Genomic DNA, 21,387 nt, shown 5'->3' on the forward strand with positions numbered 1-21,387 from the left:
ATAATCACCCGTTATACTTGGACAGAATCATGGAACCGTTGGTGCCACCAAAGCCGAAGCTGTTGGTCATGACACTGTCCAAACCTGCGTTTTCAACAACCTCAGTTGCAATTTCGCCGGGCTGGATGCCTTCGGCCAGCGTGTCGACATTGATCGACGGCGCAATGAAATCATGCTGCAGCATCAAGAGGCAGAAAATCGCCTCGAGCGCGCCGGCAGCACCTTGAGCGTGGCCGGTCATCGACTTGGTCGAGGAGATCGGCGGCACATTGCCCTCGCCGAAAATCCGGCGGACGGCTTCGACTTCGCCCACATCTCCGACCGGTGTCGAGGTCCCGTGGGCGTTGATGTAGCCGACCTTGCGGCCTTCCGGCAGGGTGGACAAGGCGAGGCGCATCGCGCGCTCTCCACCTTCTCCCGAGGGCGCGACCATGTCGTGCCCGTCCGAGGTTGCGGCATATCCCGTCACCTCGGCATAGATCTTCGCGCCCCGGGCCAGAGCATGTTCCAGCTCTTCCAGAACGACGATGCCACCGCCGCCCGAGATCACGAATCCGTCGCGGTTCTGATCGAACGCGCGCGAGGCTTTTTCGGGCGTGTCGTTGTATTTCGAGGACATCGCGCCCATCGCATCGAACAGGCAGGACAGGGTCCAGTCCAGTTCTTCGCCGCCACCGGCGAACATCACGTCCTGTTTGCCCAGCATGATCTGCTCGGCCGCGTTTCCGATGCAATGCAGCGACGTCGAACAGGCCGAGGTGATCGAGTAGTTGATGCCCTTGATCTTGAAGGCGGTGGCCAGGTTGGCCGAGATCGTCGAGCACATGCATTTCGGAACGGCAAACGGTCCGATGCGCTTGGTTGCGCCGGTTTTCAGAACGGTCTGGTGCGCCGTCAGCATGGCGCTGGTGGACGGTCCGCCGGACCCGGCAACAAGGCCGGTACGCGGATTGACGACCTGATCTTCGCTCAGACCCGCGTCAGCGATTGCCTGGCTCATTGCGATATGGGCATACGCGGCACCTGGCCCCATGAACCGCAAAGTGCGCTTGTCGACCTGTTCCGACACATCGATCTTGAGCGTCCCTGCAACCTGACTGCGGAAGCCGTGCTCGACCATCTGCTCGCTGGCCTCGATGCCGGACTTACCCGCCTTGAGCGAGGCCAGAACCTCTTCGGCATTGTTCCCGATGGAAGAGACAACCCCCAAACCGGTGACGACGACGCGACGCATTTGCGTTCTCCTGTGTTCCATTCCCTGTTGACTGTCAATCAGCTGGGGTCAGCTTTCGGACAATGCAACCTTCATGTCCTTGACCTGATAGATGACTTCGCCATCCGCTTCGACCCGGCCATCCGCCACACCCATGGTCAGGCGGCGGGTCTGGACTGCCTTGGTGAAGTCCACGTAGTAGGTCAACATCTTGCGGTCAGGGCGCACCATGCCTGTCAGTTTCACTTCGCCCACACCCAGCGCATAGCCGCGACCCTGCCAGCCACGCCAGCCGAGGTTGAAACCGGTCAGCTGCCACAGTCCGTCAAGACCCAGACAACCCGGCATGATCGGGTTTCCGGGAAAGTGGCAATCGAAGAACCAAAGGTCCGGTGTGATGTCGAATTCCGCCACGACATGCCCCTTGCCGTGCGCGCCGCCGTCGCCTGAAATGTCGGTGATGCGGTCCATCATCAGCATCGGGGGAGCCGGAAGCTGAGCATTTCCGGGGCCGAAGAGTTCGCCGCGGGCGCATTTCAGCAGGTCGTCCTTGTCAAAGCTGCTTGGGAATTGGGCCATTCTGCCGCGTCTCCTGCCAGGGGTCTGTTTATTCAATCTGGCCTCGTCTATCACCCGTTTGCAAGGTCCTGCAAGACCACCCGAACACATCCGGCCCGCCGGAGCCGCTGGTTGCGAATGAATTTCATTTGAAATTGGTGGTGGTCGGCACTTATATATTGGGGCAGGGGAAATTGGGTAATGGTTTCATGACAGCTCAAAGCCGGGACATCGCTACGAACTGGTTGGTTGACGCCGGGCTGCGCCCGACGCGCCAGCGTGTTGCCTTGGCCGAATTGCTGGTGGGCGATGGCCGCCACCGACATGTCACCGCCGAAAGCCTGTTCGAGTCGGCCAAGAACAAGGGCGATGCCGTTTCCCTTGCAACGGTCTACAATACCCTGCGCGCCTTCTGCGATGCCGGCGTTCTGCAGGAAATCACCGTGGACGGCTCAAAAAGCTATTTCGACACCAACACCCATGACCACCCGCATTTCTTCTGGGAGGACGAGGGCCGCCTGAGCGATGCGCCGTCCGACCAACTGGTTATCCAGCGTCTGCCCGAAGCACCGGCCGGGGTCGAGATCGCGTCGGTGGACGTTGTCATCCGGCTGCGCAAAAAGCGCTGATCACAGTTTCCCAAGCGACCTAACTAGAGCCTGTTCAGCAGCGGCGACTGTCGTGTCCGCAGGGCCGGTGCCGTGACGAGCCAGAATCACGGCCTCGGTTGCATCGGGGTCGCTGATCGGCAGGCTCAGCAGCGGCATCCGATCATAGCTGAGGCCGTTTTGCGGACTGGCATAGCTGATGCCCACCCCTTCACCATGGGCCGCAAGACTGCGTTGGATCTCGAGCGATTCCGCGCGGTAGGACACGCTGGGGTGCAGCCCATGACGCCGGAACAAGCCCAGGACATGCTGCGCTGACAGACCTTCTTTGGACAGGATGAGCGGGTATTGCTCAAGCTCGGCAAGTGAAACGCTGCCTTGCCCGGCCAAAGGGTGCGCAGGATTGACCAGCGCGTTTGGCGTACTGTCCAGCAGCTTGTGGCGTGAGAAACCGGCATCGAGGCCCAGATCATAGGTGAGCGCCAGATCGAAACGGCCGTCGGTCAATCCGCTGATCAAGCCTTCGAAAGTGTCTACCCCGTGGGTCAGAACGATATCGGGAAGGGCGTCCCTGATCGTCTGCATTGCCCGCGCCAGCAGGAACGGCGCAAGATCCACAAAGCAACCCAACTTCAAACGGCTTGTTCCGGCAACCAGGGCTTCCGCCTTTTCGATCTGGGCGGCGCTCGTTAGCAAGGCTTCGGCCTTGTCGATGAACTTGCGCCCCTGAGGCGTCAGCGACATTGCCGCGCCGCGTCGGCGCGAGAACAGTGGGTGGCCCAAGTGTTCTTCGACCCGGGTCAGCGCGTTTGAAAGCGCAGGTTGCGAAACGTTCAGGTGCTGTGCCGCGGCGGACAGGCTTCCGTGTCGCCCAATGGCGCAAACATATTCGTACTGGCGCAAGGTGATATATAACATGGAGTTAATGCTTATTTTGAAAGATATGATTTGAACAGGGGTGCCGGACATGTGCAAATCGGTCTCAGCAAATGACGGAGACCGACATGCCACACCCTCTTGTTTCACCGGAGACGATCGAGACCTATCGCAATGACGGGGTTGTTCTGGTCAAGGGCCTGTTCGCCGATCACGTCGATGCCTTGCGGGAAGGGGTGGCACGCAACATGGCTGATCCCGGGCCATATGCGTCGGAAAACAAGAAAGAAGGCGAAACCGGCCGTTTCTTTGACGACTACTGCAACTGGTCGCGCATCCCCGAGTTTCGGCAGGTCATTCAAGCCTCGCCGGTTGCCGAGGTCGCTGCCGACCTGATGGAGTCCCGTTCGGTCCAGATGTTCCACGACCACGTTCTGGTAAAGGAGCCCGGCACCTCGATGGCCACGCCCTGGCATCAGGATGGGCCCTATTATTTTGTGGAAGGGCGTCAGACGATAAGCTTCTGGTCGCCGCTCGACCCGGTGACGCAGGCGACTCTGCGTTGCGTGGCGGGGTCTCACCTGTGGGAAAAGGAAGTGTTGCCGACGCGCTGGGTTTCGGAGGAGGGTTTCTTTCCTGACGAGGGCCAGTACATCGCGGTACCAGACCCCGTGGCCGAAGGGATGCGGATCGTTGAGTTCGACATGGAACCCGGCGATGCGGTCGCCTTCAACTTTCGAACCCTGCATGGTGCCCGAGGAAACCAGTCGAACAGCCGGCGCCGCGCCTTCTCGCTGCGGCTGGTCGGGGATGACGCCCGGTATGTCGAGCGTCCGGGCCGGACGTCGCCGCCGTTTCCGGGGCATGACATGCGGGCTGGACAACGATTGCGCGAGGACTGGTTCCCGGTTCTGCTCAATCGCTGAGCCGTTCCGGCCCGCTCAGAACCACTGGCCAGGTTCCATCAGGCCAAGGTCCAGCAACTGGTGCGAGTTCCATTGGAAAGGAACCGAGGACGGGCAGCGGAAACTGGGAATATCAAAGGTCGATCCCGCGTTGCTTTTCAGCGCTTTGGCGGCGCGGAACGAACAGATTGCGGCCGTCAGGTTGTGATGCCAGGGACAGGCATAGGTGTTGTACTCGGGCTCGTTAAAGGTGTGATCGGGTTGGAGGGTCAGACCCTTGCAGCTTTTGAACAGCGCGATCCGGTCGATCCGGCGCCGTTCATACGGGATGTGATCCTCGAACCGCCAACGCAGGCCACCCGACATATCCAATTGACGCTCCAGCGGTTGTCCCGATCGGTCGTGCCGGGAATGAGCATAATATCCAGTGCTGTCCAGCATCGCATGATCCGGGGCCACGCCGTTGGGATAGGCGGACAGGTCGTCGGCGTAGATGTCGATCACGTGGCAGAGCATCGCGTCGCGCCGCTCCTCGGCGTGAAAGGCCAGCATCTCTGCGACCGTGCGCGTTTCACAGAACGGAAAGAACAGGTATTCCGAGTTGTAGCAGTAGTACAGCCAGATGTTTGGCGCCGCCTGAATGACGCGATTTATGGTGTCGAACACCACGTTTCTGGGCGAGCAGCGCATCGTGACCCGGTGCACCCGGTCCAAGATTTCAGGCAGGATCGAAAACTGGGCCGGTGCAAATACGATCACGGATTTGAACCCCAAGTCCAAGTGATGGCGCAAGGTCCCATCAAGCTCGACATCGTCTTCGGCAAAAACCAATGCGACCGGCCCCTTGGTCAACGCTGCCCGGCCCGATTTCAGAAAGTGGTCGAGGGATTCGTATTTCATTGCCCGCTTGTAGCCTGCCTTGCTGGAAATACCCGTCAAATTCGGGTAATTGCGCCAGCATTGCAAGCGGCGTTCGATGCGTATAGACGACGCCGATCCAGCGAACGCAAAAGGCCCAGCCCATGTCCGAACCGAAAAAGCTGTATATCAAGACCTATGGCTGTCAGATGAACGTCTATGACAGCGAACGCATGTCCGAGGCGTTGGGCGGGCAGGGCTATGTGGAAACGCAGTCGCCCGAAGATGCGGACATGATCCTGCTGAACACCTGCCACATCCGCGAAAAGGCGGCCGAGAAGGTGTATTCCGAACTGGGCCGGTTCAAGGGGTTGAAGGCCGAAAAGCCCGATCTGAAGATCGGCGTGGCCGGTTGTGTGGCGCAGGCCGAGGGCGAAGAGATCATGCGTCGGCAGCCGCTGGTCGATCTGGTCGTCGGCCCGCAAAGCTACCACCGCCTGCCCGAGTTGGAGGCCAAGGCGCGTGCGGGCGAAAAGGCGTTGGATACCGATTTCCCCGAAGAGGACAAGTTCGAGAAACTCAAGAACCGTCCCAAGGCCAAACGCGGCCCGACGGCGTTTCTGACTGTGCAGGAAGGCTGTGACAAGTTCTGCGCCTTCTGCGTCGTGCCCTATACCCGGGGGGCCGAGGTCAGCCGCCCCGCCGACCGCATCCTGCGCGAGGCGCAGGACCTGGTCGAGCGCGGCGTGCGCGAGATCACGCTACTGGGCCAGAACGTCAACGCCTATCACGGGGCCGGCCCCGATGGCGACATGACTTTGGCCGGGCTGATCTGGGAATTGAACAAGATCGACGGGCTGGAGCGCATCCGGTTCACCACCTCGCATCCCAACGACATGACCGACGACCTGATCGAGGCGCACGGCACCTGCGAAAAGCTGATGCCCTATCTGCACCTGCCGGTGCAGTCGGGGTCGGACAAGATCCTCAAGCGGATGAACCGCAGCCACACGGCCGAAAGCTATCTGCGTCTGATCGAGCGGATCCGCGAAGCGCGCCCCGATATCCTGATGTCGGGAGATTTCATCGTAGGCTTCCCCGAAGAAACCGAAGAGGATTTCCAGGCCACGTTGGATCTGGTCGAGCAGGTCCGCTATGGCTATGCGTATTCCTTCAAGTATTCGACCCGGCCGGGCACGCCTGCGGCCGAGCGTCCGCAGGTCGATCCGCAGGAAGCTGACGACCGACTGCAACGCTTGCAGGCTCTGATCACCCGGCACCAGCGCGAGATCCAGGATGCGATGGTTGATCGGACAGTCCGGGTTCTGTTTGAGAAACCCGGGCGTCTGGCCGGACAGATGGTGGGCAAGTCCGAGTATCTGCATGCTGTCCACGTTTCCGGAGCCGATCTTTCGGCGGGAGATTTTCGCAACGTCCGGATCACGGCCTCGGGCGCCAATTCACTGGCCGGCGAGGTGCTGTGACAGCGCTGCGGTTCACCGCTCACGCAATACTCGTGGCGGTTGTTTCCAAAATTTACCCTTGATTTATCGCTTGGAACTATGGTCGGAGAATAGCCAGAATTCTCGGGGCCGTGTTTCCAGTGGCCTTCGGGCTTTACATCGGTGGGGCTTCGGGTCGCCCGGGCGCCGCAATGGAGGGTACGAGTGACACGTCAGGCAGGTATTCGACAAACAGGGGTGGGCCGTGTTCTGGCCGGCCTATTGCTGGCCGCCAGCGCAGGTATTCCCACTCATGCGGGGGATTTGGACGGCGCCGTTTCCGATCCGGTCGTGTTGGGGCCGGAGCGCTATTCCAAAGACGTCAGCGCCTTCTATCTGGGGTTCAGCGCCGGGTATGGATCAGGCGGAACAGACCAGTTCGGGCTGGCCACCAATGCGGGCACCTTTCCTATCGGCAAACTTGACCTGAGCGGTGCCTATGGCGGAATACGGGGCGGTTGGCGCGGTGTTCTGCCTGCGCGTGGCGGGCGCGATTACGTCTACGGGTTCGAGATCGGGTACGATTTCGCTTCGCTGGATGACAGTGTCACCACGCAGATAGGCACCACGACCGTTCAGGGCGGTTCTGAGATATCGGATGTGCTATCGTTGCGGTTCAAGAACGGGCTGACCAACCCCAGCGGTTCGGTTCTGTATTTCGTTACCGTCGGGTTCGTTCAGGGTGAAATTGAAACGACCAACAGCCTGTCCAGCGGCGGCACCACTCAGCCTTTCGCAAGCGATGACCGACGCAACGGATTCCTTGCAAGCATCGGGGCCGAGCATCAATTGAACGACAATTGGTCCGTCACCGGCGAATTCGAATATGTGCAGTTCCAGTCGAGGGTCGTCGATTTTGGCTCGGGGTTCTCGACCAAATCCACGCCCAGCTACCAGGGGATTCGCGTCGGGTTGAACTACAAGTTCTGATCCCAAGGGCGGATTCCGGCCTGAGATTTCATTGCGCCGGGCCGTGAATTCCTTTCCGCCTGACCGATTTGCGATCAGTTGCTCAGATTTTTGAATCTGTGGCTTGCGCCGACCGACTCTTGTTGTCTACGCTTGGGGTGACAACGCCAAGACAGGAGAACGGATTGGCCATCGGTGCCCTTACCCCACCGCAAGATGAAATGCCCGCGAACGAGGCGTTTGTTGAATTCCCTGACAACCGATTGTTGATTGATCTTTGCGGCGAATACGACCGCAATCTGGCCGAGATCGAGCGGAAACTGTCCGTTCAGATCGTGCGCCGCGGCAACCAACTGGTCGTCATGGGCGAAGACGAGCTTCAGAAGCAGGCGATCGAGGTTTTGCAGGCTCTCTACACCCGGCTGGAAGGCGGGCGCGACGTCGAAGCTGCTGACGTTGATCGCGAATTGCGGATGGGCAATTCCGAGGCCGGAACCGGCTCGCGTGATGGCGACCAGCTTGAAATGTTCAAGGGGGGAACTGTCGAAATCAAGACCCGCAAAAAGCTGGTCGAACCCCGTACTGACGCGCAAAAGGCTTATGTGCAGTCGCTGTTCAACAACGAACTCGCCTTTGGCATCGGCCCGGCGGGAACGGGCAAGACCTACCTTGCCGTGGCCGTGGGTGTGTCGATGTTCATCGGCGGACACGTGGATCGAATCATCCTCAGCCGCCCAGCCGTCGAAGCCGGCGAAAAGCTGGGTTACCTGCCTGGTGACATGAAGGACAAGGTCGATCCGTATATGCAGCCGCTATACGACGCGTTGAATGACTTTCTGCCAGGCAAGCAATTGGCCAAGCTGATCGAGGAGAAGCGGATCGAAATCGCCCCGCTGGCGTTCATGCGCGGGCGGACACTGGCCAACGCCTTCGTTGTATTGGACGAGGCCCAGAACGCCACGACGATGCAGATGAAGATGTTCCTGACGCGCTTGGGCGAGGGTAGCCGGATGGTGATCACCGGCGACCGATCGCAGGTGGATCTGCCGCGCGGCGTGGCTTCGGGGCTTGCGGATGCCGAGCGGCTGCTGAAGACGATCCCGAATATCAGCTTCAACTACTTCACATCCAAGGACGTGGTGCGCCATCCGCTTGTCGCAGCGATCATCGAGGCGTATGAGGCCGACTCGGGCCGGGAAACGGGTTGAACCGTCGGACCTGGGCAAATCGGCCTCGGAGCGTCACGAGATGAACTTGGAAATCACGATCGAAGACCCGCGTTGGCAGGGTATTGAGCCGTTGGCGCGCAAGGCCGTGGCCGCGACGCTGGCGCATTGCGGTGTGGATGCCGATTTGTGCGAAGTCAGCGTTCTGGGCTGCGACGACGCCCGGATTGCCGAGTTGAACGCTGAATTTCGTGAAAAGCCTGCGCCGACGAATGTGCTGAGCTGGCCCGCCGAGGACCTTGCTGCGGATCAGCCCGGCGGCACTCCGCTGGTGCCCCAGCCGGATTTCACGGGTGACATCGCGCTTGGTGACATCGCGATTTCGTATGACACTTGCTGGCGCGAGGCTCAGGAGGCCGGGAAATCCATGGATGACCACGTGACCCATTTGCTGGTTCACGGAGTGTTGCATTTACTGGGGTATGATCACATTCGTGACCTTGACGCCACTTTGATGGAACGTGCCGAGGTCGAGATACTTGGCAAATTGGGTATTGATGACCCATATAATGGGTAATGTGGGCCTTGGTGCCCGATCTATTGGAACAGGAAAATGGGCGATATTGACGGCAGTTCTGGAGCGGCGCAGAGCGCGCACTCGCAGAGCAGCGATGAAACCAAAGAGAAAAGCGGGCTTTTCTCTCGTATTCTTGATGCTTTTTCTTCCGCCGAGGATGACGCCGAAGTCGTCGTGAACGGGAATGAGGCCGTGACCCCTCAGCCACGCGGCATGATCAATCTGCGGCGCATGCGGATCGAGGATGTGGCAATTCCTTCCGCCGACATCGTGTCCGTGCCTTCGACCATCACCAAAGAGGAACTGGCCCAGGTCTTCCGGGATAGCGGTCTGTCCCGAATACCGGTCTACGAGGGGACGCTGGACACGCCGCTGGGCTTTGTTCACCTCAAGGATTTTGCCCTGACGCATGGGTTCAACGGTGGATCGGCGGAATTCGATCTGATCTCGATGCTCCGCCCGTTGCTGTTTGTCCCGCCTTCGATGCCGATCGGTGTTTTGCTGACCAAGATGCAGACCGAGCGTCGCCACATGGCGTTGGTGATCGATGAATATGGTGGCGTCGACGGGCTTGTCACGATTGAAGATCTGATCGAACAGGTCGTCGGAGAAATCGCCGATGAGCATGACGCCGACGAAAATCAGCTGTGGGTGCAAGAAAAGCCCGGGTGCTATATCGTTCAGGCCAAGGCGCCGCTTGAGGACTTCGAGGCCGAAATCGGCCGGTCGCTGACCAGCCACGAGGATGTGGACGAGGAAGAGATCGAGACCCTGGGCGGGCTGGTCTTCATGCTTTCTGGGCGGGTTCCAGCTCGCGGTGAGGTGGTTTTGCACCCCGAAGGCCCCGAGTTCGAGGTTATCGACGCGGATCCGCGGCGCATCAAGCGCCTGCGGGTGATGCTGCCGGATATGGCTGCATGAATCCTGCCTTGCGGTGGCCGCATTGGCTGCGCGTGGTACTGGCCGCGATACTCGGCGCGTTGGCGGCCTTTGGCTTGGCGCCGTATGGCTATTGGATAATCACCTGCATTGCGCTTGCATCCGTCGCGCCGTTGTTTCTGGCCAGTGCCACGCGCGCTCGCGCGGCATGGGTGGGCTGGGCTTTCGCAACCGGTTACTTCGCCAATGCCCTGAGCTGGATCATCGAGCCCTTTCAGATCGACGCTGAGCGTTATGCCTGGATGGCCCCTTTTGCGCTTGTGTTCATGGCTGCTGGCTTGGCCTTGTTCTGGGCGTTTGCTTTTTGGCTCGCGCGCGGAACCCGAGAGGTGGGGCCGCGGAAGGTCATCGTTCTGGCCCTGACCCTGTCGCTGGTTGAAATGGCGCGCGGCTACGTTCTGACCGGGTTTCCTTGGGCGGGAATGGCACAGATTTGGGTGGATGCCCCGGCCGGGATACTGTTGGCATGGGTTGGTCCATATGGCCTTGGGGCCGCGACCTTTTTGCTTGCCCTGCCGTTGGGCGCTGCCGTCGCCGGTCCTCGCAACGGCAAGGCGTTTCTTTGGCCCGTCGTGGCAGTTGGCATCTTTGCCGGTTTGGCGCTGGTTCAAGCCAGCAACCGCCCGAGGGTTGCAGAGACCGGTCATATTGTTCGTCTGGTCCAGCCCAACGCGCCGCAAGAGCAGAAATGGGACCCTTCTTTTGCCCCGCTGTTTTTTGCTCGACAGATTGAATTCACTGCCGCCGATCCGCGCCCCGACCTGATCGTATGGCCCGAGACATCGGTTCCGGCGTGGCTGGGCAGCGCGGGTCCCTATCTGGAAGCGATTGCCGAGGCCGCTCCGGGAACGCCCGTCATCCTCGGTATCCAACGCGGAGACGGGCCGCGCATCTACAACTCGATGATCTACCTCGACGAGCAGGGGCGTCAGACCGGCCTGTACGACAAGCATCATCTGGTGCCCTTCGGCGAGTATGTTCCCCTTGGCGATCTGATGGACAGGTTCGGAATACACGGTATGGCCGCGACCACCGGAAGCGGATTCAGTGCCGGGCCCGGAGCGGCGATGCTGAACGCCGGCAAGCTGGGTCTGGCGCTGCCGCTGATCTGCTACGAGGCGATCTTTCCGCAGGATGTCTCGGCGGCACCGCAGCGTCCGGATTTCCTTCTGCAGATAACCAATGATGCCTGGTTCGGGACCCGCACAGGACCATTCCAGCATCTGGCGCAGGCAAGGATGCGGGCCATCGAACAGGGTCTGCCGCTGGCGCGGTCGGCAAATACCGGTGTTTCGGCGATGGTCGATCCCTATGGCAACGTAATCGCCTCCCTGCCTTTGGGACAGGCGGGTTTCGTGGATGCTCATCTTCCGGCGCCGTTGCCTCCGACACTGTATGCGCGAACCGGCGACGGGCTGACGCTTGGGCTATTGTTGGTGCTTCTGCTGCTGTTTGGGCGCAACGTTCGGTTTGGCAGGGCATAATTACCGATTGACCCCCTGTTTCTTCGGGCGTATCCCGTCGAATGCCTGTCACAACGGCTTCCTGGCGTGACGGGGAAATCTTAATGGAGCGCTTTCATGTCCCGACAGAACTACATTTTCACTTCGGAATCCGTTTCCGAAGGGCATCCCGACAAGGTGTGCGACCGAATTTCAGATGCGGTCCTGGATGCCTTTCTGAACGAAGAGCCCGAAGCGCGCGTCGCGTGCGAAACCTTTGCCACCACCGATCGGGTGGTCATCGGCGGCGAGGTCGGTCTGTCGGATCAGGAAAAACTGCACGACTATATGGGCAAGATCGAAGAGATCGCCCGCGCTTGCATAAAAGACATCGGATACGAGCAGGACAAGTTCCACCACGAAACGGTCGAGGTGACGAACCTGCTGCACGAGCAGTCCGCGCACATCGCCCAAGGGGTCGATGCGTCTGCTGACAAGGATGAAGGCGCCGGTGACCAGGGCATCATGTTTGGATATGCCACTACCGAAACCCCAGCCCTGATGCCGGCTCCGATCCAATATGCACACGCCATCCTGCGCCGTCTGGCTGAGGTGCGCAAGAGCGGGTCTGAGCCCGCTCTGGGTCCCGATGCCAAATCGCAGCTGTCGGTGATCTATCGTGACGGGCGGCCAGTCGGTGTCAGTTCGGTCGTGCTGTCTACCCAGCATCTGGATGAGGCGCTGACCTCGGACGATATTCGCCAGATCGTCGAGCCCTACATCCGCGAATCTCTGCCCGATGGCTGGCTGAGCGACCAGACGGAATGGCATGTGAACCCTACCGGCAAGTTCGTCATCGGCGGCCCGGACGGGGATGCTGGTCTGACCGGACGCAAGATCATCGTCGACACATATGGCGGTGCGGCCCCGCACGGCGGCGGGGCGTTCTCGGGCAAGGACCCGACCAAGGTCGACCGGTCGGCGGCCTATGCCGCGCGGTATCTGGCGAAGAACGTCGTGGCCGCCGGCATGGCCGAGCGTTGCACGATCCAGCTGAGCTATGCGATCGGCGTTTCCAAGCCGCTTTCGATCTACGCTGACACCCACGGCACCGGACAGGTTGCCGACGCCGAGATCGAGAAGGCGGTCGGACAGGTGATGGACCTGACCCCGCGCGGCATCCGCGAACACCTGCAGCTGAACAAGCCGATCTACCAGCGCACGGCGGCCTATGGGCACTTCGGGCGCGAGCCGGATGCGGACGGCGGCTTCAGCTGGGAACGGACCGATCTGGTTGAGGCCTTGAAAAAGGCTGTCTGAGCCAGCACCGGGAAATCAAACACGGCAAGGCGCGTCCGATGTGGCGCGCCTTTTTCGTTTCGAAGGTCGCCCCTCCGGCACGGCCCTCCCCTTGCAACGCAAACCCCACCGCAGTAAGGGCACCGGCATGAGCACCCAGTCACCCGAACGCCCCCGCAGAAACTTCTATGGCCGCTTCAAGGGCAAGACCCTGAAGCCCAGCCAAAAGACCTATCTGTCCGAGGACCTGGCCGCCCTGTCGCCGGGCGCGGTGGATTGGGACAGCAACCCCGACCGCACCCCGATCGACCTGGACCCGCTGTTCGGCGGCAAGCCGGTATGGCTTGAGGTCGGGTTCGGCGGTGGTGAGCATCTGGTGCATCAGGCGCAGCAGAACCCCGATATCGGCATCATAGGGGCCGAGCCGTTCATCAACGGCGTGGCCATGCTATTGGGCAAGATCCGCCGGGCCGAAGTGACCAACCTGGCGGTACATCCCGGCGATGTGCGCGACCTGTTCGACGTGCTGCCCGATGCCAGTATCTCGCGCGCGTTTCTGCTCTATCCCGATCCGTGGCCCAAAAAGCGGCACCACCGCCGCCGCTTCGTGACGCCCGAGCATCTGGACCCGCTGGCGCGTGTGCTGAAACCCGGCGCGATTTTCCGCGTGGCGACCGACATCCCGGACTATGTCCGCCAGACGCTCGAGGAGGTGCCCCGCGCCGGTTTCGAATGGCTGGCCGAGGGCCCCGAGGATTGGCGCAAGCCGTGGGACGACTGGATTTCTACCCGCTACGAGCAGAAGGCCCTGCGTGAAGGCCGCACGCCGCACTACCTGACCTTCCGCCGCAACGGGTGATTGCGGCTGGACGCTGCGGCGCCAATTCGCTAATCGGCAGGGGCACTGATAGCGCAAAAGGAGCCCTCATGTCCGGACACGGCACGCCCATCCCGATGACCTCGCATCCCTGCGGCCCGCTGACCGGCACAGCCGAAGTGCCGGGCGACAAGTCGATTTCGCACCGCTCTCTGATCCTTGGGGCGATGGCCGTGGGCGAGACCCGGATCTCGGGCCTGCTGGAAGGCGAAGACGTTCTGGACACCGCCAAGGCGATGCGCGCCTTCGGGGCCGAGGTGATCTCGCACGGGAATGGCGAATGGACGGTGCATGGCGTCGGCGTGGGCGGCTTTGCCGAGCCGGATCAGGTGATCGACTGCGGCAACTCGGGCACGGGCGTGCGCCTGATCATGGGCGCGATGGCGACCAGCCCGATCAGCGCGACCTTCACCGGCGATGCCAGCCTGAACAAACGCCCGATGGCGCGGGTGACCGATCCGTTGGCGTTGTTCGGGGCGCAGGCCGTGGGCCGCTCGGGCGGACGCCTGCCCATGACCATCGTCGGCGCGGCCGATCCGGTGCCGATCTGGTACGAAGTGCCGGTGCCCTCGGCTCAGGTAAAATCCGCCGTTCTGCTGGCCGGCCTGAACGCGCCCGGCAAGACCGTGGTGATCGAGAAGGAAGCCACCCGAGACCATTCCGAACGGATGCTGGCAGGGTTCGGCGCCGAAATCACCGTCGAGGACACCGACGAAGGCCGGGTCATCACCCTGACCGGCCGGCCTGAGTTGAAACCACAGGTGATCGCCGTACCGCGCGATCCCTCCAGCGCGGCCTTCCCGGTCTGCGCGGCGCTGATCTCGCCGGGATCGGACGTTCTGGTGCCGGGCATCGGCCTGAACCCCACGCGCGCCGGCCTGTTCACGACGCTGCGCGAGATGGGCGCCGATCTGACCTATGAGAATATGCGCGAGGAAGGCGGCGAGCCGGTCGCCGACCTGCGCGCGCGTTACTCGCCCGACATGAAGGGCATCGACGTCCCGCCCGAACGCGCGGCTTCGATGATCGACGAATATCCGGTGCTGTCGGTGGTTGCGGCCAACGCCACCGGTAAGACGATGATGGGCGGCGTCAAGGAACTGCGCGTCAAGGAAAGCGACCGCATCGACGCCATGGCGCGTGGCTTGCGGGCCAACGGCGTCACGGTTGACGAGGGCGATGACTGGTGGTCGGTCGACGGGCTGGGCATCGGCGGCGTTCCCGGCGGCGGCACCTGCGAAAGCTTTCTGGACCATCGCATCGCCATGTCGTTCATGGTGATGGGCATGGGCGCGCAACAGGCGGTCTCGGTCGATGACGGCAGCCCCATCGCGACCTCGTTCCCGATCTTCGAGCCGTTGATGAAGGGCCTGGGTGCCAAGGTCGAGCGCACATGAGCTTTACCGTCGCCATCGACGGCCCGGCCGCTGCGGGCAAGGGCACGATCTCCAAGGCCGTGGCTGCGCATTTTGGGCTGGCGCATCTGGATACGGGGCTGCTCTATCGCGCGGTCGGCCGACGCACGTTGGGCGGCACCGACCCGGTCGAGGCGGCGCGGTCCCTGACGGCCGAGGAGTTGGAGCAGGGCGACCTGCGCACCGCCGAAATCGCGCAGGCGGCGTCGAAAGTGGCGGTGATCCCCGAGGTGCGCGCAGCTCTGGTCGATTTCCAGCGCAGCTTTGCCCGGCGGGCCGGCGGCGCGGTGCTGGACGGGCGCGATATCGGCACGGTGATCTGCCCCGAGGCCGAAGTGAAGCTGTTCGTCACAGCCAGCCCTGAAGTGCGCGCCGAGCGACGCTATCTGGAACTGGCAGACAAAAGCGAGGATGTAACCCGCGCGCAGGTTCTGGCCGATGTCCGCGAGCGCGACGCGCGGGACGCCGAGCGCAGCACGGCCCCGATGAAACCGGCCGACGATGCCGTAATTCTGGACACTTCGAACCTGAGCATCGAGGCCGCGCTGGAAAAGGCGGTCGCGGTTGTTCAAGGAAAGCTGCCCGCGGCAAGGTGAGACCGCGGACAGCGCTTGGCGACAGTCCGATTACAGTTCGCCGACCGCAATCGACTTGATATTCGCCCACTGGTCATCCGCGGTCTTGGCGGTGCCGGACACGTCTTCGAGGAACTTGGCGCGAGTTGCCGCGTTCAGAAACAGGTACAGCTTGCCATCGGCCAGCAGGTACTGATCCGGATCGCCATCGAACTTCTTGCCCACGGAAACACCATACGAGCAGAAGCCGCCGTGCTGCGGCAGGTATGCTTCGGGGTTGGCCTCGAAAGCTTCGCGGTTCTCGGCCGAGGTGAAGTAGTATGACGCGCCGTCATAGGTGGCCGAATGCGTGGCGAACCCTTCGACCGGGTTGCCGTCGGTGACCAGCGCAACCAGATCGACCCCGTGAGCAGCCAGCGGCGCACCGCCGGCCGAGATCCCGTTCGAAACATTGATCTCATCCGCCGCAAAAGCCGGTGCGGCGATCATCGGCAGGACGGCGACAAGGGCGCTGAGTACAACAGATTTCATTGTGTGTTCCTTTCGTGTTCAGTTGTGGCCGGCACTCGCGCCGACCCGTGTTGAACAGATAAATGCGGGCGTGCGGACGCGTAATCGCAGGGCGAACGGAAAACCTTGCAGATCGTTCGCACTTGCCGAGAGTCTGCCAAACCGGCTCACCAAGCTGTGTTTGGCCAGTTGATCAGTCCCCGCTTAGGCTGAACGCGTCTATGGTGGAGAGAACGGATGATCCGATTTGCCTTGATTTGGGTTTTGTTGGCCGGCCATGCGTTGGCACAGGAAGCCGAGCCACCGATGACCTACGAGAGACTGGGCAAGATCATCTTTGCTCTCGACCCCGATGCCGAGCCGCAGGGTCCGGGCTTTACCATGACGATTTCCGATGTGCCGGTGCTGGTTGTTACTGATGTGCATGCAGACCGGATGCGGGCGATGGTTGCGATCAGCGGCACCTCAGAGCTTTCGGCCGAAGACTTGCAGCGCATGATGCAGGCCAATTTCGACAGCACGCTGGACGCGCGCTATGCGATCGCCAACGGAACCTTGTGGGCCGTGTTCATCCACCCGCTGTCACGGCTGAACAAGGATCAACTGATCTCGGGCCTGGCGCAGACCGTCAATATCGCTCGGACCTATGGCACTCTCTATTCCGGGGGTGCGGCCGAGTTCGGCGGTGGCGACAGCCATGATCTGCAACGCGAACTGATCGACGATCTTCTGAAGAAAGGCGAGGACATCTGAGGTTGCCTCGAAAGGCTCATCCATCATCGCTGGCCGTTCAGTACAAGGGAAGCAGGTCGTGACCATGCGTTGCTTTGGCAAAGGCGCCCGTTTGGGCCCACTTGATGCCGCCATTGGCCCTAGCTGGATGCCTGAAAGCTGCTATAGTTTCCCTCAGCGATAAGGGGAGGTCGCCACCGAGGCCCGGCAAAACGGGCAGGCGGCCGCATAATCCTCACAGCCAACAGGGACAGAACAACATGAATAATCGTTTGCAAAAAATCACCATCGTGGGTGGCGGTACGGCCGGCTGGATGACGGCGCTGCTACTCGAGATGGTGTTTTCGCGCACGTCAGCACCCAAGGACCGTCCGCGGATCTGCCTGATCGAAAGCCCGAACATCGCCACGGTCGGCGTTGGTGAAGCGACCGTGCCACGTATGCCAGTCACGCTCCGTCAGGCTGGAATTTCCGAGCGAGACTTTTTCCGCGAAACCAATGCTTCGTTCAAGCTGGGCGTCAAATTCTGCAACTGGAACAAGGACGCAAAGGGAAAGCGCATCGACTACGTGAACCCATTTGCCCATGGCCAGATGCTGGAGGGCCTCGAGGCTGCCGAATACTTCCTTCGGTTTGGCAACGGGGACCGGGATTTCACTCAGTCCATCTCGCCGCATGATGATCTGGCCCGGCTGTGCAAGGGCGCGCGGCTTCTGGGGCAACCCGAATTCGAGCAGCGGTTTGGCTATGCCTATCACCTGGACGCCGTAAAATTCGCAGGCATGCTGACCAGGGTCTGTACGCAGCGTGGCGTCGAACATATCCGCGATGAGGTGCAGTCGGTCGAGTTGAATGAACAGGGTAATGTCAGCCATCTGATGCTTGAGCGTGCAGGCCGCCACGATATTGAAATGGTCGTGGACTGCACCGGTTTCCGCGGCCTGATCATCAATCAGGCACTGGGCGAGCCGTTCATGGATTATTCGGACTATCTGCCGAACGACCGTGCCATGGCGTTGCAGATCGAGCACCCCAATCCGCGGAAGATCGAAAGCGTCACGCGATCGACTGCACTTGGCGCTGGTTGGACATGGCGCGTGCCTCTCTACAACCGTGTGGGTACGGGATACGTGTATTCATCCGCGCACCGGACGGATGATCAAGCGGCGGACGAATATCTGGAGTGGCTGGGTGACAGCGGCAAAGGCGCGACGCCGCGGGTGATCCCCATGCGGATCGGGCGCGTTCGCAATGCGTGGGTGAAGAACTGCGTTGCAATCGGGCTGGCCGGTGGGTTCATCGAGCCGCTTGAAAGCACTGCGATCCATATGGTCGACCATGCTGTGCGCTGGTTCGCCGAGCATTTGCCGACCCGCGATATCGAACCCTCATTGAGGGACAGGTACAATCGTCAGATGAACAAGCTCTATGACGAAGTGCTGGATTTCATTTGCCTGCATTACAAGCTGAACAATCGCACCGATGATCAATACTGGATCGACGCGCGGACCGAGATGAAGGTGCCGGACAGGCTTGCTGAAAACCTCGAGCTTTGGAAAAACCGCCTTCCGATGCAGCACGATGTCGAGTTTGCAACGCTGTTTGACCATCGCGTCTATCAGACGGTTCTGCTGGGCAAGCAGGTCTATGACACGGGGTATGGCACTGGAATTCGTGATCGCATTCGACCATTGCGGAAGGACATCTGGTTCCAATGGTGGAAGGGCGCGAAAGTGGACCTTGCGCAGATCCTGAAAGCGATGCCGGATCACAAAACCCTTCTGCGCGACATTCGCGGAGAGCTCAAGCAACCCACCTTTGCGATGGCCAAGGCGGCACAGCCGACCGTTCCGATGCCGGGTGCCGCGCCCGAACAGGTGGTCATCCAGAACATGCCGAACCTGGCCGAGATTCAAAGCGGCAAGAAAGACCTGCAACTGTTCTAGGTCTCCCGGCTTCGGCTAATATTGAGAGCTTCGAAATGGTTGAGGGCAGGGTTGCAGAACCCTGCCTTTTTTGACCTCAATCCGGGGTTGCGCAACAAAAGAATGTTACGTAATAACATAACATACCAGTTGGGACGTTTCCCCAACCCACTCCGTCCGGTCCAGTTCCCGCTCTGAAAATTCGAATTGGTACAGTCGATGCCTATGACCAATCAAAGACGCAATCTGCGCAGCCGCCTGAACCGCCGGAGACGACAACGTCCCGCGATGCAGGCCTATGACACCCTTCCGCCTCAGTTGCGTCAGTGGCTTGCGAATGCCTGCTTGCCGTGGAGTCCGAACTCGGCCCTCAAGATTTGGAAGGCAGCCGGTGGGGCAAAGGCCCCGGCCGACGCACTGGCGCGTTTGAATGCGATCGAGCAGGCCATGCTGCTGAGGGATGCTCGGATTTGGGAGGAGTAGCTGGCCCGGAAAACGCAAGCGGAATTCTGCGTCGGCTTGCAATATGGGCCTTTCTGCTTGCGCTGCGCCTAGAATCCGCCTATACGCGCGCTGTCTGAACAAGGGCGGTCAACGCCCGGGTGACGTATCTGAGCAGGGCCGGGTTTCCTCGGCCCTTTGTGTTTGTTTAGCCAGATGCGCACCGGGTCACGCCAGAGGACATCATGAAACAAGACCGGCGGAGACAACCGCTCGGCCAGCAAAAACGTTATGTAAAGGAAAACAACGCCACATGGCTAACGCATCCATGGAGGAATTCGAAGCCCTCCTGAACGAAAGCTTCGAAATGGACACCCCCGAAGAGGGTTCGGTTGTCAAAGGCAAGGTCATCGCGATCGAAGCGGGCCAGGCCATCATCGACGTAGGCTACAAGATGGAAGGCCGTGTCGATCTGAAAGAATTCGCAAATCCCGGCGAAGCTCCTGAAATCGCTGTTGGCGACGAGGTCGAAGTCTACCTGCGCGCCGCAGAAAACGCCCGTGGCGAAGCCGTCATCTCGCGCGAGATGGCCCGCCGTGAAGAGGCATGGGACCGTCTGGAAAAAGCATATGCCGACGACCAGCGCGTCGAAGGTGCTATCTTTGGTCGCGTCAAAGGTGGCTTCACCGTGGATCTCGGTGGCGCAGTTGCGTTCCTGCCCGGCAGCCAGGTTGACGTTCGCCCCGTGCGCGACGCTGGCCCGCTGATGGGTCTGAAGCAGCCGTTCCAGATCCTGAAAATGGACCGCCGCCGTGGCAACATCGTTGTCTCGCGTCGTGCAATCCTTGAAGAATCGCGTGCCGAACAGCGTGCCGAAGTCATCGGCAACCTGTCCGAAGGTCAGACCGTCGAGGGTGTCGTCAAGAACATCACCGAATACGGTGCATTCGTTGACCTGGGCGGCGTTGACGGCCTGCTGCACGTCACGGACATGGCATGGCGCCGCGTGAACCACCCGTCCGAGATCCTGACGATCGGCGAGACCATCAAGGTTCAGGTCATCAAGATCAACAAGGAAACCCACCGCATCAGCCTGGGCATGAAGCAGCTGCAGGAAGATCCGTGGGATCTGGTTGGCGCCAAGTACCCGCTGGGTTCGGTGCACAAGGGTCGCGTCACCAACATCACCGACTACGGCGCGTTCGTCGAGCTGGAGCCCGGTGTCGAAGGTCTGGTGCACGTGTCCGAGATGTCTTGGACCAAGAAAAACGTCCACCCCGGCAAGATCGTTTCGACCAGCCAGGAAGTCGACGTCATGGTTCTGGAAATCGACGGCGCCAAGCGTCGCGTGTCTCTGGGCCTCAAGCAGACCCAGCGCAACCCGTGGGAAGTGTTTGCAGAAACGCACCCCGAGGGCACGCAGGTCGAAGGCGAAGTCAAGAACATCACCGAATTCGGTCTGTTCATCGGCCTGGAAGGCGACATCGACGGCATGGTTCACCTGTCCGACCTGTCGTGGGACGAGCGTGGCGAAGATGCCATCCAGAACTACCGCAAGGGCGACGTCGTTCAGGCGGTTGTCTCGGAAGTTGACGTCGAAAAAGAGCGGATCTCGCTGTCGATCAAAGCCCTGGGCGGTGACAAGTTCGCCGAAGCCGTGGGCGGCGTGAAGCGTGGCTCGGTCATCACCGTCGAAGTGACCGCGATCGAAGATGGCGGTATCGAGGTGGAGTACGAAGGCATGAAGTCCTTCATCCGCCGTTCGGACCTGAGCCGAGACCGTGCCGAACAGCGCCCCGAGCGTTTCTCGGTCGGTGACAAGGTCGACGTCCGCGTCACCAACGTGGACAGCAAGACCCGCCGTCTGGGCCTGTCGATCAAGGCGCGCGAAATCGCCGAAGAGAAAGAGGCCGTGGAACAGTACGGTTCCTCCGACTCGGGTGCATCGCTGGGCGATATCCTTGGCGCAGCGCTGAAGTCCGGCGACTAAGCCAGACTTGCAGTTTTGAACACTCAGACGGCCCCGCTCATCCCGAGCGGGGCCGTTTCTTTTGCGAATC

21 protein-coding genes and 1 riboswitch are annotated in these 21,387 nt (G+C 60.9%); of the genes, 16 read left to right on the top strand and 5 right to left on the bottom strand.

The features are described from left to right. Positions 1-4: 4 nt before the first annotated feature. Together fabB and fabA are read right to left on the bottom strand one after the other, a co-directional pair. Positions 5-1,234: a beta-ketoacyl-ACP synthase I gene (gene fabB / locus AC2FML_RS07950; protein ID WP_170339862.1), complete on the bottom strand. Its 1,230-nt coding sequence runs from the start codon at positions 1,232-1,234 to the stop codon at positions 5-7. 48 nt (positions 1,235-1,282) lie between these two features. Further along, the gene (fabA, locus tag AC2FML_RS07955; protein ID WP_093964585.1) at positions 1,283-1,792 is read right to left on the bottom strand and encodes a bifunctional 3-hydroxydecanoyl-ACP dehydratase/trans-2-decenoyl-ACP isomerase; all 510 of its coding nucleotides are present in this window, start codon (positions 1,790-1,792) and stop codon (positions 1,283-1,285) included. 188 nt (positions 1,793-1,980) lie between these two features. Here fabA and irrA point away from each other — a divergent pair, with 188 nt between their 5' ends. Next, positions 1,981-2,400 (top strand): iron response transcriptional regulator IrrA, encoded by a 420-nt coding sequence (gene irrA, locus AC2FML_RS07960; protein ID WP_170364932.1) that lies wholly within the window; start codon positions 1,981-1,983, stop codon positions 2,398-2,400. Here the strand turns inward: irrA and AC2FML_RS07965 are convergent, their stop codons facing one another. After that, positions 2,401-3,297 carry a LysR family transcriptional regulator gene (locus AC2FML_RS07965; RefSeq protein WP_496782714.1) on the bottom strand — a complete coding sequence of 299 codons (897 nt, stop codon included), beginning with the start codon at positions 3,295-3,297 and terminating at the stop codon, positions 2,401-2,403. It lies immediately after the preceding gene. Between the two features lie 86 nt (positions 3,298-3,383). Between AC2FML_RS07965 and AC2FML_RS07970 the strand changes: the two genes are divergently transcribed. Next, positions 3,384-4,181, top strand: a complete 798-nt coding sequence (locus tag AC2FML_RS07970; RefSeq protein ID WP_496782715.1) for a phytanoyl-CoA dioxygenase family protein — start codon at positions 3,384-3,386, stop codon at positions 4,179-4,181. 15 nt (positions 4,182-4,196) lie between these two features. Here the strand turns inward: AC2FML_RS07970 and AC2FML_RS07975 are convergent, their stop codons facing one another. After that, the gene (locus AC2FML_RS07975) at positions 4,197-5,060 is read right to left on the bottom strand and encodes a glycosyltransferase family 2 protein (protein ID WP_170339870.1); all 864 of its coding nucleotides are present in this window, start codon (positions 5,058-5,060) and stop codon (positions 4,197-4,199) included. A gap of 122 nt (positions 5,061-5,182) precedes the next feature. Between AC2FML_RS07975 and miaB the strand changes: the two genes are divergently transcribed. From miaB to cmk, 10 genes are all read left to right on the top strand, one after another. Beyond that, entirely contained in the window at positions 5,183-6,502 is a 1,320-nt protein-coding gene (gene miaB, locus AC2FML_RS07980) for a tRNA (N6-isopentenyl adenosine(37)-C2)-methylthiotransferase MiaB (RefSeq protein WP_496782716.1), read from the top strand. Between the two features lie 183 nt (positions 6,503-6,685). Further along, positions 6,686-7,450, top strand: coding sequence for an outer membrane protein (locus AC2FML_RS07985; protein WP_496782717.1), 765 nt, complete (start codon positions 6,686-6,688; stop codon positions 7,448-7,450). 164 nt (positions 7,451-7,614) lie between these two features. After that, entirely contained in the window at positions 7,615-8,637 is a 1,023-nt protein-coding gene (locus tag AC2FML_RS07990; protein WP_093964591.1) for a PhoH family protein, read from the top strand. A 40-nt stretch (positions 8,638-8,677) separates the two neighbouring features. Next, positions 8,678-9,172, top strand: coding sequence for an rRNA maturation RNase YbeY (gene ybeY / locus AC2FML_RS07995; protein ID WP_170357078.1), 495 nt, complete (start codon positions 8,678-8,680; stop codon positions 9,170-9,172). Positions 9,173-9,208: 36 nt separating this feature from the next. Next, on the top strand, positions 9,209-10,093 hold the full coding sequence (locus tag AC2FML_RS08000) for a hemolysin family protein (RefSeq protein WP_170340440.1): 885 nt from the start codon (positions 9,209-9,211) through the stop codon (positions 10,091-10,093). Continuing rightward, complete coding sequence (lnt, locus tag AC2FML_RS08005; RefSeq protein WP_496782719.1) at positions 10,090-11,595, top strand: apolipoprotein N-acyltransferase; 1,506 nt, start codon at positions 10,090-10,092, stop codon at positions 11,593-11,595. Before AC2FML_RS08000 ends, lnt begins: the two co-directional genes overlap by 4 nt. A gap of 42 nt (positions 11,596-11,637) precedes the next feature. Next, positions 11,638-11,686: riboswitch (SAM-SAH riboswitch) on the top strand. Positions 11,687-11,691: 5 nt separating this feature from the next. Beyond that, the gene (metK, locus tag AC2FML_RS08010) at positions 11,692-12,873 is read left to right on the top strand and encodes a methionine adenosyltransferase (RefSeq protein ID WP_170434363.1); all 1,182 of its coding nucleotides are present in this window, start codon (positions 11,692-11,694) and stop codon (positions 12,871-12,873) included. A 127-nt stretch (positions 12,874-13,000) separates the two neighbouring features. Continuing rightward, on the top strand, positions 13,001-13,711 hold the full coding sequence (gene trmB / locus AC2FML_RS08015) for a tRNA (guanosine(46)-N7)-methyltransferase TrmB (protein WP_170441546.1): 711 nt from the start codon (positions 13,001-13,003) through the stop codon (positions 13,709-13,711). A 68-nt stretch (positions 13,712-13,779) separates the two neighbouring features. Further along, positions 13,780-15,126, top strand: a complete 1,347-nt coding sequence (aroA, locus tag AC2FML_RS08020; protein WP_496782721.1) for a 3-phosphoshikimate 1-carboxyvinyltransferase — start codon at positions 13,780-13,782, stop codon at positions 15,124-15,126. Then, positions 15,123-15,740: a (d)CMP kinase gene (gene cmk / locus AC2FML_RS08025; protein ID WP_170441552.1), complete on the top strand. Its 618-nt coding sequence runs from the start codon at positions 15,123-15,125 to the stop codon at positions 15,738-15,740. The genes aroA and cmk overlap by 4 nt, the downstream gene beginning before the upstream one ends. A gap of 30 nt (positions 15,741-15,770) precedes the next feature. Here the strand turns inward: cmk and AC2FML_RS08030 are convergent, their stop codons facing one another. After that, positions 15,771-16,250, bottom strand: coding sequence for a YHS domain-containing (seleno)protein (locus AC2FML_RS08030; protein ID WP_170357085.1), 480 nt, complete (start codon positions 16,248-16,250; stop codon positions 15,771-15,773). Positions 16,251-16,466: 216 nt separating this feature from the next. Between AC2FML_RS08030 and AC2FML_RS08035 the strand changes: the two genes are divergently transcribed. The 4 genes from AC2FML_RS08035 to rpsA all read left to right on the top strand — a co-directional run bounded on the left by AC2FML_RS08035 (position 16,467) and on the right by rpsA (position 21,317). Next, complete coding sequence (locus tag AC2FML_RS08035; protein WP_170365353.1) at positions 16,467-16,982, top strand: hypothetical protein; 516 nt, start codon at positions 16,467-16,469, stop codon at positions 16,980-16,982. 239 nt (positions 16,983-17,221) lie between these two features. After that, entirely contained in the window at positions 17,222-18,907 is a 1,686-nt protein-coding gene (locus tag AC2FML_RS08040; RefSeq protein ID WP_496782723.1) for a tryptophan halogenase family protein, read from the top strand. Between the two features lie 204 nt (positions 18,908-19,111). Further along, the gene (locus AC2FML_RS08045) at positions 19,112-19,369 is read left to right on the top strand and encodes a DUF6525 family protein (RefSeq protein ID WP_244952315.1); all 258 of its coding nucleotides are present in this window, start codon (positions 19,112-19,114) and stop codon (positions 19,367-19,369) included. A gap of 271 nt (positions 19,370-19,640) precedes the next feature. Then, positions 19,641-21,317 carry a 30S ribosomal protein S1 gene (gene rpsA / locus AC2FML_RS08050; RefSeq protein ID WP_170340458.1) on the top strand — a complete coding sequence of 559 codons (1,677 nt, stop codon included), beginning with the start codon at positions 19,641-19,643 and terminating at the stop codon, positions 21,315-21,317. Positions 21,318-21,387: the final 70 nt, after the last annotated feature.

The sequence above is a fragment of the Ruegeria sp. BHSC029 genome (assembly GCF_059613085.1).